Here is a 17,676-nt window from a genome sequence, read left to right as displayed (position 1 = left end):
ACGTTGCCCGTCATCGCCGTGACGGGGATGGCGTTCGAGGCGCGCATCGCGCGCGGCGACGGCGTCGAAGCCGTCTTTGCCGCACGGGCCGACCGGCTCGAACGCGCGCTGACCGAGGCGACCGCGCGCGGTTGCGCGGGCATCGTGAGCTTCGGCACGGCGGGCGGGCTCGCGCCCGACCTCGCGCCCGGCGCACTCGTGATCGCGAACGCGATCGACGGGCCGTTCGGTCGCGTCGAGACCGATCCGGGCTGGAGTGAACGGCTCGTCGCCGCGCTGCACGACACGCCGGTCTGGGCGCGCGTCACGCGCGGCACGATCGCGGCCGTCGGCGCACCGGTCGTCAGCGAACAGGAAAAGACGTCGCTGCATCGCGCGAAGGGTGCGCTCGCCGTCGACATGGAGTCGCATATCGCAGCGGCCTTCGCGGCTGCGCGCGGCGTACCGTTCGCGGTGTGCCGCGCGATCGTCGATCCGGCGTGGCGCACGTTGCCGAGCGCGGCAACGGCCGGCCTGCGCGACGACGGCAGCACGGCGATCCTGCCGATCCTGCGTGAACTGCTGAAGCAGCCGTCGCAGCTTGGCCCGCTGCTGCAGGTCGCGAGCGACGCGCGCGCGGCGCGCACGACGCTGATCCAGGCGCGGCATGCGTTCGAGCGTGCGGGCGCGATGCGGATCGTTTGAGCGGCGCGCACCGCTGCGCATTCCCCTCCTCCGCCCTCTTCCTCGCACTCGCAAGAAAATTGCTGCATGACGCAGCACTCTTGACCGTTTCCGGCCATTGCAATCGGCACAACGGTATGGAGAACGAGACTTGCGAGGTTTCATGAGCAACGAGCGTCAGCGCAGGATTGTAGCGGTGGATTATGCTTAAAATATTCAGGATAACGACTCATATCTCAAAATAAGGCTCTCAGCCCCGGTATCAAAGCCTGACCTCTCAATTCTGTCAGGTATTTATCGAGATGGTTTTTGAGGCTAGCATCCAACACACTGCTGACAGCGATGCTGTCGAATTCTCTGTGTGGAATCCGAATTTGCGCTTGCCATGAACCCTCATCTCCTTGATGCCTACAATCGGGAATTGCTTTACTTCAAGGAGTTGATGGAGGAGTTCGCCCAGGCGCATCCAAAAATTGCGCGTCGGCTGGGCATGCATGTCGGGGAGATCGCCGACCCTTTTGTGGAGCGTCTGGTGCAGGCGGCGAGTTTTACAACCGCTCGGCTGCAATTGAAACTGGATGCCGAATTCCCCCTGCTGACCAGTCGGCTCCTGGAAACTGTCTATCCGAATTACGTCGCCCCGACGCCCTCGATTGCGGTAGCTCGCCTCTATCCCGATGAGCAGGAAGGCAATTTGCTCGAGGGGTTTTGCGTACCGCGTGGCACGGAGTTCACGAGCCGCGTGCCGGATGGCGAACGCACGTCCTGCACGTTTCGTAGCGGTCTGGATGTGATGTTGTATCCGTTGGAGATTGTTTCGGCGAGGCTGACAGGGGTTCCACCGGACATCCCGTCGATAGAGCGTTATAGCGCTGCAGATAAGCCGGTTCGCGGTGCGCTGCGCCTCAGGCTCCGTACCACGGGCGAAGCGCTATTCGATGAGTTGCGCGGCCTGGATCAGTTGCCCGTGTATCTGGCAGGTGACGAGCGCGTCGCGTCGCGGCTGTTCGAACTGATCCACGCTGGCGCTGTGGCATCCGTGACTGGGGTGCCGAACCGCTTCGCTGACCCGAATCAATCGCTCGGGATTGTCTCCGGTCAGGCGATCGAACACGCGGGTCTGGCTACCGACGAGAGTCTGCTGCCGCTGGCCAGATCGAAGTTTCACGGCCATAACCTGCTGCACGAATATGCAGCGTGTCCCGCGCGCTTCTGGTTTTTCACGCTGGCGGGTCTGAATGCGGGATTGCGACACGTGACCGGTCGTGAAGCCGAAATCGTCATATTGCTGGATCGCTTCGACAGTACATTGGTCGAGCACGTCGACGCATCCCGCTTTGCACTCTTCTGTACACCGGTCATCAACCTGTTTCGTCGTAAAACCGATCCCGCCGAGATCCCGCGCATGGGCGCTGAAATTCCGCTGAGACCCGACAGGCAGAACGGCTCGGACTACGAGGTGTTCGCGGTAGAAGCATTGCATGGTTTTGTGAGCAACGGCGCGGCGTCGCTCGAGTTTCGGCCGCTGTACCAGGCGCTGCTGAACGATGAAGCCAATCACGGACGCTACTTCACGACGCGCCGCGAGCATGGAATGGCGAAGACGTCGTATCGTCGCTATGGTGCGCGTGCCACGTACGCAGGTACGGATGTTTTCGCTTCGTTGGTCGATCAAAATGAGTACTCCTATCCTCAAGATATGAAATATCTGTCGGTGGATGCCTGGTTGACGAACTGCGATTTGCCTAGCCTGCTGGTGCCCGATGGCCTGAAGGATCTGACTGTCGGGATCAGTGCGCCGGTAAGGAGCGCGGGACTCATTCGTGCGCCGAGCCCTGCACGTGCGCCGTTTGCCCAGCGGGACGCTGCCTGGCGGCTGATCGGCCAGCTGAATCTCGGATACAGCACCTTGGAGGCTCAGGACGGGAGCGGGCTACGCGACATTCTGGCTTTGTTCGCTGCTGCCGACGATGTGCGCTTCCAACGACAGATCGACAGTCTGCTCCATGTTGATGCGCGCCCCGTGACGAAGAAACTGCCCGGCCAGAGCCAGTTGCGATTCGGTCGAGGCATCGAATGCGTGCTGACCGTGGATGAAAGCGGTTTTGATGGAATGAGCCCTTATCTCTTCGGGGTGATCCTCGAGCATTACGTGGCACGTCACGTTTCGACACATTCTTTTACTCAGTCTGTGTTGCGCTCGCCGCAGCGCGGCGAGTTGATGCGTTGGCCGGTTCGAACGGGGACGCGCAGCGCACTCTGACTCACGGAGGAAAGCGGTTCATGCAGTCGGTGACACAGAACAACAATCACGCGCACGAGGGCCAGCACGCATGTTGAGTTTCAAGACAAACCGAACATTTTCGGTCAGCGGCCCGGCGCTGCCGGAGCTGGAAGGCATCGCGTCGGTGCTGCACCTGAGCGCGATTCGGGGCACCGAGCAGCTCTCCACGCTGTATGCATATGAACTGTGGCTGACGACGCCAGCCGATCCGCTGCTGCCGGTCGACCTGCTGGCCAACCTCGATCTCAAAGCGACGCTCGGCAAGGAGCTGACCGTCACGATCCAGCTGGACGGGATGGGCGGTTTCGTCGCGGGGATGGCCGGGCGGACGGGGGCAGCCAATCTGGGGGCCGGCACGCGAGAAATCAGCGGCGTCGTGACAGCGGCCAGCTACGTGGACCAACTGAATCGGCAGTCGCGTTACCGGGTCGTGCTGGAACCCTGGTTTGCGCTGGCGCGGGAGCGCACCGACTACCGCATCTTCCAGCGCAAGAGCGTGCTGGACATTCTGCGCGAGGTGTTCAGCCTGTACCTGTACTCGTTCGAGATGCGGGTCGGCCGGACCTACAAGCCGCTGCGTTATCAAGTCCAGTACGGCGAGTCGGATTTCGCGTTTGCCCAGCGGTTGATGGAAGAACACGGCATCACGTGGTTCTTCGAGCATTCGGAAGGCGTACACCGACTGGTGCTGGTCGACGGTCCAGGCGCTCACCGGATGGTGGAAAGCGTCGCGTACCAAACGCTCGCGTACTACCCACCGGGCCAGAAGATCGACAGGGAGCACGTCGACCGCTTCGAAGCAACGGAGCGCCTGCAGTCGGGCGTGTGGACCACCGATGATTTCGACTTCGAGAAGCCGGGCGCGACGCTGACCACGCAGAACAGCCTGCCGCGCGATACGGCGCACAACCAGCTCGAACGTTACGAGTGGCCGGGCGACTATACCGAAACGGAGGACGGTCACGCATTCGCACGCGTGCGAATGGAAGAGATTCACGCACAGGGCGAGCGGGCGAAAGGCGAGGGCAACCTGCGCAACGTGGTGTGCGGCACGACGTTTGCGCTGGCAGGCCATCCGATGGTGAACGCCAATCGCGAGTATCTGGTGATCGAGTCGGCGCTGGACGCGAAGGAAACCGGCGAGACGACCGGGTTCTCGGCCTACGCGATTCGCAGCAAGTTTATCGTCCAGCCGTCAACCACGGTATTCCGCCCGCCGCGTACGATCACGAAACCCCGCACGCGCGGCCCGCAGACGGCGATCGTGACCGGTCCGGCAGGCGCGGAGATCTGGACCAACAAGAACGGCGAGGTGACGCTCAAGTTTCACTGGGACCGCTCCGACGTGAAGGACCAGAACTCGTCCTGCTGGGTGCGGGTGTCGTATCCGTGGGCCGGCAGCAACTTCGGCGGCATCCATATTCCGCGGGTGGGCACCGAGGTCATCGTTGATTTCGAGAACGGTGACCCGGATCGCCCGATCGTGACGGGGCGTGTCTACAACGCGATGACGATGCCGCCGTGGACGTTGCCGGCGAACGCGACGCAAAGCGGGATCCTGACGCGCTCGACCAAGGGCGGCGGATACGGCCACGCCAATGCGATCCGCTTCGAAGACAAGAAAGGGGCGGAGCAGGTCTGGATCCAGGCCGAGCGCAACCTGGATGCGGTGATCGAAGCCGATGAAACCCACACGGTAGGACGCGACCGCACGAAGTGGATCGGCCACGATGAAACTGACCAGATCGGACGTCACTGGACACTGTCGACCGGTGGCTACAAGGTCGAGACGGTGACGCTCGCGTCGGTGAAGAGCGTGGGCATGGGCGCGATGCTCAACGTCGGGATGGCGTACAACGTCAACGTCGGCGGGCTGTACTTGCGCAACGTCGGATTGCACATGGCCAGCACGGTGGGCCAGAGCCGGACCGACCGCGTCGTGCAGGACTGGACGGCAGATGTGGGGCATACCTACACGGTGACCGTGCGCGGCAAGGCGGTGGGCGATGCGGTGAGTGCCGATCAGGCGAATCCGATCGTGCCGTCACCCGACTTCGCGCCGCAACTGCCCGCGCCTGTGCCGAGTTCGAACGCCAATCAGTTGCGCATCGCGGATACGGGTGAAAGCAGCCTGTCGGGGGCGAAGCAGGCGCAGCTGACGGGGCCGGGCGGGACGGTGACGATCGACGAGTCCGGCATTCACCTGAAAGGCACGGCGATTTACCTGCAGGCGCCGACGATCAGCATGACGAATGGCGATGCCAGCGGCCTCGCACCGGTGACCGAAGCCGATTGCGCGGAATGCGCGAAAAAGACGGTCAGCGCGAACCCGGTCGATCTGGCGACGGGGCAGAAGGTGCTGTCGCACACGGACTTTACGCTGCCGGGCCGGGTATCGATTCACTGGAGCCGGAGTTACCGCAGCGCGGATCAGCGTCAAGGCAGTCTGGGTGTGGCGTGGAAACTGCCGTATGCGACGGAAGTGCGGACGAGTTCGACGGGATTGATCTACTTCGACGCGGACGGGCGGCAGTTGCGGTTTCCGCCGCTGAGCCCCGGTGAAGAACACTTCCATTCGATTGAGAAGCTCACGCTGGCGCGTGGTGACGACAACGCCTCGGGCGCCACCTACATGCTGCGCTTCGGCAACGGTGTCGAAGAGCACTATGGCCGCCATCCGGCTGACGAGGCCCGATGGCAATTGCAGCGTATCGGCACACGCGACGGGCAGAGCCTGACGCTCGGCTATACGGCGCAAGGCTGGCTGGAAACGGTTCGCAACAATCGGCATACCGTGCGCTGCGAACTGGACGAGTCCGGCCGGATCACGTCCGTGTTGCTCGACCAGGGGTTCGGCAATCAGCCGCTGCACCTGACGAGCTACGCCTATGACGAACACGGCGACCTGATCGAGTCCACCGACCGCGAAAACCTGACGTGGCGCTACAGCTATGACCACCATCTGCTGACAACGTACCGTACGCCGGCGGGTGCGACGCACGTATCGGAATGGAGCGACGATACGCCAAACGCATACTGCCTACGGACCTACGCGTATACCGAGACCGCCGACGGGCAGCAAATCGTCACGCGCGAGACGCGTTTCGATTACCTGCCGTCGCTGCGCGTGACACGGGTGACGGACGGATTGGGGCATACGACCGAATACCACTACAACGGCTTGTGGGCGGTCGAGAAGGTCGTGCATCCGGACGGCAGCCTCGAGCAGACGCATTTCGACGAGACGGGGAGCGTGGCAGGTTATACGGATGGACTGGGCCGCACGACGCGGATGGTGAACGATGCGCGGGGCAATCCGACGTCGATCATCGACCCGGCCGGTCAGGTCACGCGCATCAGCTATAACGACCGGACCCTGCCGGAACAGATCACCGACCCTGCCGGGCAGATCTGGCAGCGCGGCTACGACGCGCAAGGTCACCTGACGAGCGAAACCGATCCGCTCGGGAATGTGACGAGTTACGCGTACGAGAACGGCTTGCCGGTTGCCCGCACCGATGCACTGGGTAACGTGACGAAAATGCAGTGGGACGAAGCGGGGCAACTCGTGGCGCGTACCGATTGCTCGGGACAGACCACGACCTATCAGTACGATCAATTCGGCCAGTTGACCGAGACCACGGATGCATTGGGCCAGGTCAGCCGCCACAGCGGCAGCCTGTCGGCGCGCATGACCGCGGTGCAGCCGGCCGGTATGGGCTGGTGGAAGGCTGAATATGATCAAGCGGGTCGGGCGATCGCGCATACGGATCCGCTCAAGCGCGTGACGCGGGTGGATTGGGATGGCTACGGGCAGCGAACCCGAATCGTCGATCCGGCGGAGGGCACGCAGCAGTTCCGGTATGACGCAATTGGCCGTCTGACCAAGCTGACCAATGCGAATCAGGAGGCGACGACGTTCCGCTACGACAGCCGGAACCGGTTGATCGAACAGACCGGCTTCGATGGCCGCCGGCAAAGCTATCGGTACAACGCTGCGGGGGAACTGGTCGAGCGCATCGATCACGGCCAGGACGGGCAGATCACTACGCATGTGACGTATGACGTGCTCGGCCGGCCGGTGGAGCGGCGATCCAGTGATGGGAACCAAGCCAGTTATCGGTACGACGAGCGCGGGTTGCTTACGCAGGCTCAGGCAGCTTCACCGGGACGGGCGCCGGTGCAGGTGACCTACGAATATGACGCGGCCGGGCGCCGCACGGCCGAGGTGCAGGCGCATCACGGACGCGTCTGGCGGTTGACCCACGGGGTGAACGCGATCGGGAACCGCGACTGGACGAGCGTGCCGGACGTCGGTGCGCTGGTCTGGCAGCGCTACGGCTCGGGGCACGTACATGGCGTCCTGCTGGACGAGCATTCGCTGGCGAGTTTCGAGCGGGATGGGTTGCATCGTGAGATCAAGCGCACGCAGGGTCCCGCTGCACACCACTTCGGGTATGGCGCGAACGGCTTGTTGGCCGCGCATCGCTGGCAGAACCTGGACGAACGGGGGCGGTCGCTGGAGAGGCCGCGGCCGTGGCGCGCGTGGGAGTACGACGCGGCGGGCCAACTGACGACATTGGACGATGCGTGGCGGGAGAAGAAGACGTATCGCTACGACGCACTATCCCGTCTGACACACGTCACAGCGGCGAGCGGTTCGGAAGCGTTTCATTACGATCCGGCAGGCAACTTGCTGGGTGCTGCACCGAGCCTGAACGACGTGCAGGCGTGGAAGGCAAGCGGGGATCGCTTGCTGCGGTTCGCGCCGCAGACGCGCCCGGATCGTCTAGTGGATTTTACGTACGATGGGCACGGCAACCGCATCGCGCGAACGGTGCCGTTGCGGCCGAAGCCGGAACTGACTGCGGCGGAACAGCGTAGTCAGCGCGGGACGGACAATCTGCTGCGCGTGATGGAAGTGCTGACGGGGACGCCGAAGTATGAGGAACCGACGGAAGCGCCGGAGGTGACGCGGTATCGGTACGACGGCAGTCACCAATTAGTCGCAATCGAACACGAGAACGGTGCAAGAAGCGAGTACGAATATGACGCACTCGGACGGCGAGTAGCAAAGCATCACACGCAGACGGGCGGCGTGCGGCAGACGACGCTGTTCATGTGGGACGGCGACTGGATGATGCAGGAGGTGAGGACGGGGCGCACGTCGCATGAGGACAGCGCCGTGACATACGTACCGCATCCGGATCATGAAGGCCCGTTGACGCGGCTGGCGGATGGGCAGGCGTGGCACTACGTGATGGATCACCTGGGGACGCCGCAGGAGTTGTACGACGAACAGCGCGAGGTGGTGTGGGCAGCGGATTTGAGTGCGTATGGACGGACGACCCGAAGGCTGGCGCACGCCGTTGACAATCCGATACGATTTCCGGGGCAGTACTACGATCGGGAGTCGAGGCTGAATTACAACCGGTTGCGTTATTACGATACCGAAGTTGGACGTTACATTAACCAAGATCCGATTGGATTGTTAGGAGGGTTGGCTCACTACTCTTACGCGGATAGAGATCCGATCAATAGAATTGATCCAAGTGGAGCGTTTGCGTTCCTCATACCCGTGGCACTTTTTGCTGGGAAAGCGCTGGGGGGGGCTGCCGTTGATGCAGGTATTCAACTTGCAAAGCAGAAGATTTTTACGGGGAAAATGAATTGGAAGTGCCTTGATGTGGCTGATATGGCAATCTCTGGTGCATTTTCCGCAATTTTGCCAGGGATGGGTGCCTCTGCAGGGAAGGCTGTTAAATCGGCGAAGGCGGCGCGCGCATTATCTTCCCAACTAAAGACTGCGCGTAGTACGTCAAGAATTGCGAAGCTTAGTAATAGGATTGATGCGCATAAATCAGAAATTATGAGTCAAGTGAAGCTTCAAGGAGCGATTCAAGGTGGCAAGACCCTTATGAAGGGAGCTGCGGGGTGTCCTGCGTCGGATGAGTGTGATGAGGTGGGTGATTGAGATTCGATAAAAAATTCAGCAAGGTTAACATTTATTGTGTGTTGGTGTTTTTTGGCGTTTTGCCGTATTGGTGGTTGAAGTCCAGGTTTGATGCGATTTATTTTGTGATGATTTATGTTATTTATGCTGTAGCTATAAGGTTGGTGGCTGAGAGGTTTGGAAAAGGTGAATAAGCTTTCGTGTACTCATCACGAGTCCGGTCCATGGTGTCGGATGCTTGTCGGAGAAGTCTCCTTGAGATTCTCCCGTATGACCCGGAGTTTGACGATCCAAGTGAGTCGTCACCCTATGAATTTTCAAGGAAAAGGGAGGTTTTTGATGAAAAATTCAAAAGAGATTGAGTGGGGTTTTTAGTGGTGAAATTTGGTAATTTATTTTGAGGTGCATTCTGAATGCCAGCTTCCGTCGCAACTCTCGGCACATTGACCACCCACGGCGGCGTAGTCACATCAGCCAGCGCAGGCGTCGCGATCAACGGACGGCCCGCAGCATGCGTAGGCGATTCCGTGTCGTGTCCATTGCATGGCCCCGGTGTCATTACCAAAGGCGGTTTCGGCACAATCAACGGCCGTCAAATTGCTCATCATGGCAGTGGCACAAGTTGCGGTGGAACGCTGATCGTGTCCGATGCTGGTCCTACGGTTTGACTTTTTCTACATTGAGCGCGAGGAGTCGAATTTTGAATCCACCCGAGCATGACCCAACCCAGTAGCCCGCCCAAGATCGTGTCGGCTCGAAGCGCGCTGGCACCACCGCGACAACCGAACGGTATCTTTCTCTCTGGCAAGAGTAAAAGGCAGCGACCCAACTCGCGCCGTAGTCGTCCATTGAGACCGCTTTCGCCGCCCGAGGACGAGCAGACGAGGCTGACAGCGGTACTGGGCCACCGTAATGCCTTGCTGGAGGCAAGCAGGGTGCTGCTTCGAGCGCTGGTGGATATGCCGGAGCTAATCGGCATCGGCCATGACGAACTCTTGCGCGACCTGCTGATGGACGAAGTTCGCGTGTATGAGCGCCTTTGTGTGCGGGCCAACGTCCGCAGCGAACACATGATCGGCGCACGATATTGCCTGTGTACGGCGCTGGACGAGGTCGCAATGCGCGTACTTGCATCGCGAGGCGATACGTCGGGGAGTGTCGCCTGGGCTGCCGGAGCGCTGACTCAGTGTGTTGGAGAAGACAACCAGGGCGGTTCGAAGATCTACGCACTGTCGCTGCGGCTGTCGAAAGACGATGCCGATCACTGGCCATTGCTCGAAGTGATCTCCCGGATTTTCAGCCTGGGGTTTGAAGGTCGGTATCCACGTGGCAGGACGTTTGGCGTGCACGACCGCGTGCGAGAGCGAATTTACAACGCGATTGTCATGCATCTTCCACCTGTTCCAGACGCGCTCTCACCTCATGCGCAATCGACCGTAACGAATCGACAGACCTTCCATTTCGAAATCCCGGTGTGGATGTCGGTTGCCTTGCTGTCGGCGACACTTTGCGCACTGTATGTCTTTTGCCGTATCGAGTTGGGCACGCAAGCGGATGACGTCCAGCGACAACTCTCCAGCATTGCGCGTGTCGCGCCGACAGGCAGTGCGATCGAACCACTGAGGGCCAGTTCGGCCCGGTAGTGCAAGTTGGACGCCATTCACCCTACACATGAAGAAGATTCTCTCGTTTCTACGCTCGCGTCATCTATGGGCAGTCGTGACGGTGATCGTTGCTGCTGCCGCGATCTGGTTTGCGGGACCGATGGTGAGTTTCGGTGGACTGAATCCACTCGCATCGGTCGGCATTCGACTGACTTTGATCGCCTTGGTGCTCTCTGTATGGATCCTGTGGCTGATCGACTGGTCGACGAGCATTGTTTTCGTCGTGCTGCTCTGTCTCGCGATATGGCATGCCTTTCCACTCGTGACGTTGGCCGGCAAACCGCTGTTTGCATCCGTGATGGCCCGCATGCTGGCAATGGCCGGCGTTGTGTTCGTGTGTGCCGTCGCTATGTCGGTCCGATGGTGGAGGCGCATGCGCCGGCATCCGGGCCAGCTCAGGCGTTTGCTTCGACTCGGTAAGCGTGGCGCCCGGCCGCTGGCTGCATCGCGCCTGGCGGAGATCGAAGACATGGCCAGGACGGCGATCAAGCAGTTGAAAGCGCGGCGCGGGGGCGCCCGCAGGCTGTCGCGACTGTTTCGAGGGCCAGCAGCATATCTCTACGATGTGCCGTGGTATGCCGTCATGGGCTCGGAGGGGGCGGGCAAGACCACGGCGCTGTTAAACGCGGGCCTGGCGTTCCCGCTGGATGCACAACTTCAGCATTCGCTCGCGCCCGATGACGCCCGGGCTTTGCCGGGTTGGCGGATAACCAACGAGGCCGTGCTGATTGATACGGCTGGCCATTATGTCCGGCACGGCACGTCGCGCTACCGTCTGACGGCGGAACTGTCGGATACCCGGAATGAGGGGACACGCAACAAGCGGCCGACCGACACAAGCACTGCCCGCGAGCAGACCGATGCGGCGGAATGGAAAGGATTTCTTCGACTGCTTCACCGTATCCGGCCCCGGTTGCCGCTGAATGGCGTGCTGTTGACGATCAATGTCGCGGCCTTGACGCACGCGGATCTCAACGTACGCGCAACCGAGAGCCGCGCATTGCGGGCGCGGCTCGATGAGATGCAAGTCGAGTTCGGGACTGAATTTCCCGCCTGGCTGATTGTCACGAAGATAGACCGGCTGCCGGGCTTCACTGACTATTTCACGTCACTCGGGGAACTGGAGCGTGAGCAGATATGGGGCGTGACGCTGCGGTCCGACCCGGAGGGGCGGACGGCCAATGCGGTCAAGACGGAACTGAACCTGCTCGCGACGCGTCTTGCCGATGGCGTGAGTGGTCTGCTTCGCAATGAAACCGATGTGGCACGTCGTCGCCGTCTGGCGATGTTGCCGGAGGCATTTTCGGCACTCACGAATCCGTTGGCAGACCTGATCGGGCAAGTGTTCAGCGGGGGCGACAACGGTGCGCCGACGGTACCGTACGCGATGCTCCGAGGTGTTTACCTGACGAGTGCAAGTCAGACCGGCCAGCAGGTCGTCGCGGATCGTCAAACGCTGTTGCAACGCATGATCGGCGCATCCGGTGCGCAGTCGAATGACCGGCGAGGAGCGTGTAGCGAAACCGGCTACTTCCTGCGCGATCTGTTGGTCGGAGTCGTATTTCGCGAGGGGCATCTCGCATATCCGAACCCGAATCGGGAGCATCGCGCGCGACTGCAGCGATGGCTGGGACACTCGCTTGTGTGGCTGATCGCTGTGGGGTTAGGCGCGAATCTTTGGAGCAGCTTCACAGGGGAACGGACAGCCCTTGCTACGCTGGGACAAAAGGCACGCTCACTGGCCGCTTTGCTTGCGCGAAGCAACCTTTCTACTGCTCCTGAGCGTGTTCCGATGGTGTTGGACAATGCAAACGAATTGTCGCGTGACACAACGCGCCTCATCGCCGATCCCGACGTCGGATTTCGTTTCGGCGCGGACCGGCTCGACATGATCGAGTCGGGAAGTCGTCACGTATACGAGGCTCTGTCGGAGCAGGTTGTATTGCCGAACATAGTCCGCAGGATGGAGGCCGTGATAAACGATGCCTTGGCGAACGGTGATGCCAAGGCTGCGTACGATACGTTGCGCGTGTACCTGATGCTCTACGACAGGACAAGGTTCAACGCGAACGACGTCAGGATGTGGGTGCTGGACGATTGGGCACGTTACGACAGTGCAGCAATGTTCGGTGGGCGCGCCGCAATGATCGATCACGTGCAGCGACTGTTCTCCGTAGGACACGTAGTGCAGTCGCCATTGTCCCGTAACGATGGGCTGATCCGGCAGGCGCGTGCATTTCTCGATGGCAGCAATCCAGTCGATCGTCTGTACCAGCGCGCGAAAGCGGCGATGTTGAAACACGCGCCCGCCGAATTTTCGCTGCTGCGCGTGGTTGGACCACAAGCAGGCGTCGTGTTTACGCGGGCCAGCGGAGCATCGTTGTCCGGCGGCGTACCAGGACTCTTTACGCTGGACGGATATCGGGCGATGTTCGACAAGCGCCTGCCGGAGTTTCTTCAGAAGGCAAGCGACGACGATGCCTGGGTTATGGGGCGTCGGACGCTGGGTGATTCCCCGGGAAATTCGGCTGTGGTGCTGAACGTGTCGAGTCGAGATGGGGGCGAGCTGTCGATGGCGATCAGGCGCTTGTACCTGGCGGAGTACGCTCAACAATGGGATGCGTTTCTTGACGACATTCGTGTCGTGAGCGGAACAAGCCTTGCCTTTAGCTTGAAGGTGCTGCGGACTTTCGCTGCACCAGATTCACCGCTGACGCGTCTCGCGCGGGCGGTGGCACGTGAAACGACGCTGACGCAGCCATTGGCGAGAGCAGACGGCTCCTTCCTTGAAAAAGCGACTGACGCCGTCAACCAGCAAACCGAGAAGATACTGGGACCTCGCGCGTCGGAACAGGTTGAGCGCGAGTTGGTCGATAGCCATTTCGCGGCATTGCGTGAGGTCGTGACTGGCCATGCCGATGTGTTGTCGGATACGCAGTTGTCCAGGCCCCCGGCGGAGAAAACGGGCCTGGATGGCGTCACCGATCTGTTGAACGATTACTACACGACACTCACGATTTCCGACAATGCGCTGTTGAACAACAGCATGCCGCCGAAAAGCGAGAGTGCTGCAAAGCTCAAGATGACGGCTGACACGATGCCGGCGCCGTTCCGGGCAGTCTTGCGTCAACTCGCTGTCGATGGCTCACGTGGCGTGAATCAGGGGATCGGCCAGTTACGGTCGCGCCAGATGCAGGCGGTAGTTGCAGACACCTGTCGAATGACGATCGAAGGAAACTACCCGTTTTCGCCCGATAGCGAGCGCGACGTCAGCATTGACGATTTCACTCGGGTGTTTACGCAGGGTGGCGTGATCGATGACTTCTTCACGAAAACACTTGCACCGTTCGTCGACACGGCCGCGAAGCCGTGGCGCTACCGGACGCTGCCGGGCGCGACCGAACCCGTGCAGGGGCCGGACCTCGAGCCATTCGAGCACGCGAAGGCGATCCGCGACATTTTCTTCAACGATCCTGATCGTAAGCAGCCGAGCTGGAAGGCTGACATCCGAATTCCTGAACTCGACCCGACGATCATGAGCCTGTCGCTCGACATCGACGGACAGACGACGCTCTACCGACATGGCCCGATTGCGCCTTTCACGGTCACATGGCCGGGACCGCGTGGTGGTGTCCATGCTCAGATCACCGCGAGCCCGCGCGTTCGTCCGGACACTTCGACGATCGCAACGGACGGGCCGTGGGCGCTGATGCGGTTGCTCCGGAAAGGTCGTGTGGTCGAGGCGGCCACACCGGGCCGCACGCGAGTCGCGTTCAGTTTTGACGGCCGAGAAGCAGCACTCGACATTACGAGCGCCGGAAGTGTCGCGAATCCGCTGACAAGCGATGTGCTGAAGACGTTCCGGTGTCCGAGCACGATGGCGATGTTTAACCTGCCGGATAGCGGCCCGCAGCCGGGATTGCCGCAGGGCAGGTTGCCAGTAATTCGTGAGAGCGGGTTTTGAGCGAGCAGTTTTGAGGCCGCCGCCGTTACTGCGCGGCCGGACTGCTCGCGGGCATCGCCGATGCGGCAGCCGGAGCAGCAGCCGATGCCGCAGCCGGCGCACTCGTCGGCATCGCATTATCCGCGCCCGGATCGTCGTACTGCGGCAACCCCGGCGCGGCCGGCGCGTTGTTCGGCGTGGCGCCGGACGCCCCGCCCGACTCGCCCGGATCCTCATAGTTCGGCAACCCCGGCACGGCCGGCGCGGCGCCCGATTCACCCGGTTCGTTGTAAGTCGGCAGCGTGGCCGACGACGACTGGCTGCGATACGTCAGCGACTTGCGCTGCTGCAGGTACGCGTCGCGCACGAACGAATACGGATCGAGCGCGGCCTGCTTCAGCAGGTCGGTCGCGCCGAGCAGGTCCGAACGCGCGCTGATGAACTGCGCGATATACATCGGGTTGCGCGCGGCCGGCTCGATGTAGTTCAGCAGGTTGAAGCGCACGTCCACCGCGCGGCCGACACCGTCGCGGATCGTGCTCGGCCCGAACACCGGTAGCACGAGGTACGGGCCCGACGGCATGCCCCAGCGCGCCATCGTCAGGCCGAAGTCCTGGTGATGCTTCGGCAGCCCGGCCGGCGTCGCGATGTCGATCAGGCCGGCGACGCCGAACACCGAGTTCATCGCCACGCGCATCAGATCCTCGGTGGCGTCGGTGATGCGGAGCTGCAGCAGGTTGTTCGCGATGTTGCCGAGGTCGCCGAGGTTCGAGAAGAAGTTGCTGATCGCGGTGCGCACGGGCGTCGGCGTGACCTTCTGGTACCCCTTCGCGATCGGCTGGGCGATGTTCGTGTCGACGGTGTCGTTGAACTTGTACATCGCCCGGTTCATCGGCTCGAGCGGGTCGTTGGGGTTGCGGTTCGGTCCCGTCGCGCAGCCGGTCAGCACTGCGCTGGCGGCAACGGTCGCCGCAATGATTCGCACCTTATTCATTGATTCCTTGCGATTGGTTCTTGGCGCGTTTGACGCGCGGTTTGCCCATCAGGACGGGCTGGAACACCACGGCGCCGATCAGCGTGCAGGTCAGGGCGAGCGCGAGCAGCTTGCCCATGCTCGACGTGCCCGGGTGGTGCGACAGCCACAGGCTGCCGAATGCGGTCGCCGTCGTCGCGGCGCTGAACAGGACGGCATGCGTGAGGCTCGAGTGCAGCAACCCGGTTTGCCCCGCGCGCCACGCCATCACGAAATACACCTTGAACGCGACGCCGACGCCGAGCATCAGCGGCAGCGCGATGATGTTCGCGAAGTTGAGCGGCATGCCGAGCACGACGCACAGTTCGAGCGTCACGACGCCCGACACGAGCAGCGGCACCAGCGTGCGCAGCACGTCGCCGAAGCGGCGCAGCGTGACCCACAGCAGGATCGTGATCGAGATGATCGACCACAGCGCCGCATGCAGGAACGCGTCGATGATCGTGTCGGCCGAATGCAGGATCGAGATCGGCCCGCCGGTCGCGCCCGGCTCCGCGGCCTTCACGGTCTTCGCGAAGCGGCGCAGCATCGTGTCGTCGTTGACGGCGGCTTCCGGCGAATCCTTCAGTGCGAGCAGCGTCGCCATCGATTCGCTGTTCGGATCCTTCAGGTGCAGCGGGTTGAAGTCGAAGCGCAGGAACGCGAGCAGCGGCAGCGCGCCGACCACGACCACGAGCGTGCCGATCAGGATCGGCTTGCGATGGCGATCGAGGTAATCGTCGACCGGCGCGAGCCACGGGAAGCCCGGCGTCTTCGATTCGCCCGGCGGCGCGAACAGGCGCAGCAGCGCGGGCAGCAGCGTGAGCGTGGTGAGCAGCGCGACGAACATCCCGACGCCCGCGATCAGGCCCAGCTCGGACACGCCGCGATAGGCGGTGGGGATGAACGAGAAGAAGCTCGCCGCGACGGCCGCGGTGGCCAGCGCGAGCGGCATGCCCATCGAGTGCGCGGCGCCGATCAGCGCGTGATCGATGCGCGGATCGCGGAAGCGCTCCTCGCGGTACTTCACGCCGTACTGGATCGAGAAGTCGACGCCGAGGCCGACGAACAGCACCATGAACGCGACCGAGATCATGTTCAGCGAACCGACCATCGCGAGGCCGAGTGCGGCGGTCACGACGAGGCCGACGAACAGCGTGACGAGCACCGAGCCGATCATCCGCTTCGAGCGCAGTGCCAGCCACAGGATGACGAGCACCGCGAGCAGCGTGAAGACGCCGTTGAGTGCCGCGCCGTCTTCGACCGACGCGAATTCGTCGTCGGCGAGCGGCTGCTCGCCGGTCAGGCGCACGGCCGCGCCGAAGCGCTTCTCGAGGTCGAGCGAACGGGCCGCGTCGCGGATCACCTGGCTGGTTTCCGCGCCGGCTTTCAGCGCGCCGTAGTTGACCACGGGCTGCACGGTGACGAACGCGCGCGCGGGCTGCCGCGCGGCATCGTTGTCGACCAGTGCGCGCCACGAGAACGCGGCCGGCTTGCCGGCCAGCACGTCGTCGGCCGTCGCGGCGCTGCGTGCGAGCAGCTTCGCCATTCCGGACAGTTTCACCTGGCCGGTCAGAAGCGGCTGGCCGAGCGTGGTGGACAGCGTCGTGGCGAGCCCGGTCAGGCTCGGGTTCTTCGCGAGTTCGTTGACGAGCGGGCGCGCGCTCGCGAGCTGCGAGGTCGTATCGGTCACTTCCTGCGGGGACAGGAACAGCAGCCCGTTGTGCTCGAAGAACGGCCCGCCGCCGGGCTCGGCGACCTGGCCGATGCGGCCGGCTTCGGCATCCTTCCGCAGCGCTTCGGTCAGCGCATGCGCGGCGGCATTCGCGAATTCGGGCGCGGGCGCCTCGACGACCGCGAGGATCGTGCCGTTGCGTTGCGGGAACGCTTTATCGACGGCGTGGCCGAGCGCGGCAAATTGCGGTTCCGCATCGACGAGCTTGCTGATGTCGGTGTTGATCTTGAAATGCTGGGCGACATAGACGCCGCTGAGCGCGGCGATGACGAGCGACAGCACGACGACCCAGACGGGTCGGCGTACCGACCATGCAACGAGTCGGACGATGAGAGATGTCACCATGTGGCGGTGGGGAGCGGCTGGCAAGGGCAAAGTAGCCAAGTATACCGGCGCGGCGTGGCGGCGGTCGTGACGTTGGG

At 62.3% G+C, this 17,676-nt stretch carries 8 protein-coding genes; 6 read left to right on the top strand and 2 right to left on the bottom strand.

Translation table 11 applies throughout. The features are described from left to right. Nucleotides 1-27 precede the first annotated feature (27 nt). The 6 genes from G3O06_RS08980 to tssM all read left to right on the top strand — a co-directional run bounded on the left by G3O06_RS08980 (nt 28) and on the right by tssM (nt 14,528). Complete coding sequence (locus tag G3O06_RS08980) at nt 28-684, top strand: phosphorylase (RefSeq protein ID WP_241019677.1); 657 nt, start codon at nt 28-30, stop codon at nt 682-684. Nucleotides 685-1,048: 364 nt separating this feature from the next. Next, nucleotides 1,049-2,926 carry a type VI secretion system baseplate subunit TssF gene (tssF, locus tag G3O06_RS08975; protein ID WP_205815804.1) on the top strand — a complete coding sequence of 626 codons (1,878 nt, stop codon included), beginning with the start codon at nt 1,049-1,051 and terminating at the stop codon, nt 2,924-2,926. 70 nt (nt 2,927-2,996) lie between these two features. Further along, the gene (gene tssI / locus G3O06_RS08970; RefSeq protein ID WP_241019671.1) at nt 2,997-8,921 is read left to right on the top strand and encodes a type VI secretion system tip protein TssI/VgrG; all 5,925 of its coding nucleotides are present in this window, start codon (nt 2,997-2,999) and stop codon (nt 8,919-8,921) included. Nucleotides 8,922-9,313: 392 nt separating this feature from the next. Further along, nucleotides 9,314-9,568: a PAAR domain-containing protein gene (locus tag G3O06_RS08965; RefSeq protein ID WP_205815779.1), complete on the top strand. Its 255-nt coding sequence runs from the start codon at nt 9,314-9,316 to the stop codon at nt 9,566-9,568. A gap of 267 nt (nt 9,569-9,835) precedes the next feature. Continuing rightward, complete coding sequence (gene icmH, locus G3O06_RS08960; protein WP_346779500.1) at nt 9,836-10,543, top strand: type IVB secretion system protein IcmH/DotU; 708 nt, start codon at nt 9,836-9,838, stop codon at nt 10,541-10,543. Nucleotides 10,544-10,571: 28 nt separating this feature from the next. Next, a complete protein-coding gene (gene tssM / locus G3O06_RS08955) occupies nt 10,572-14,528 on the top strand; it encodes a type VI secretion system membrane subunit TssM (protein ID WP_205815777.1) in 3,957 nt (1,318 codons plus the stop codon). A gap of 25 nt (nt 14,529-14,553) precedes the next feature. On the opposite strand, the gene G3O06_RS08950 is transcribed toward tssM, so the two are convergent. Further along, nucleotides 14,554-15,501, bottom strand: a complete 948-nt coding sequence (locus tag G3O06_RS08950; protein ID WP_205815776.1) for a VacJ family lipoprotein — start codon at nt 15,499-15,501, stop codon at nt 14,554-14,556. After that, on the bottom strand, nt 15,494-17,599 hold the full coding sequence (locus G3O06_RS08945; RefSeq protein ID WP_205815775.1) for an MMPL family transporter: 2,106 nt from the start codon (nt 17,597-17,599) through the stop codon (nt 15,494-15,496). The genes G3O06_RS08950 and G3O06_RS08945 overlap by 8 nt, the downstream gene beginning before the upstream one ends. Nucleotides 17,600-17,676: the final 77 nt, after the last annotated feature.

Origin of the sequence: Burkholderia sp. Ac-20345, assembly GCF_017104825.1 — a bacterium.
Taxonomy (GTDB): Bacteria; Pseudomonadota; Gammaproteobacteria; order Burkholderiales; family Burkholderiaceae; genus Burkholderia; species Burkholderia lata_B.
This window is presented reverse-complemented; position numbering and strand designations above follow the sequence as displayed.

Excerpts from the sequence above, each read along its gene's own strand:
- G3O06_RS08965 (WP_205815779.1), top strand. The coding sequence starts at position 9,314 with ATGCCAGCTTCCGTCGCAACTCTCGGCACATTGACCACCCACGGCGGC.
- tssI (WP_241019671.1), top strand. The coding sequence starts at position 2,997 with ATGTTGAGTTTCAAGACAAACCGAACATTTTCGGTCAGCGGCCCGGCG.
- G3O06_RS08945 (WP_205815775.1), bottom strand. The coding sequence starts at position 17,599 with ATGGTGACATCTCTCATCGTCCGACTCGTTGCATGGTCGGTACGCCGA.
- G3O06_RS08980 (WP_241019677.1), top strand. The coding sequence starts at position 28 with ATGGCGTTCGAGGCGCGCATCGCGCGCGGCGACGGCGTCGAAGCCGTC.
- G3O06_RS08950 (WP_205815776.1), bottom strand. The coding sequence starts at position 15,501 with ATGAATAAGGTGCGAATCATTGCGGCGACCGTTGCCGCCAGCGCAGTG.
- tssF (WP_205815804.1), top strand. The coding sequence starts at position 1,049 with ATGAACCCTCATCTCCTTGATGCCTACAATCGGGAATTGCTTTACTTC.
- tssM (WP_205815777.1), top strand. The coding sequence starts at position 10,572 with ATGAAGAAGATTCTCTCGTTTCTACGCTCGCGTCATCTATGGGCAGTC.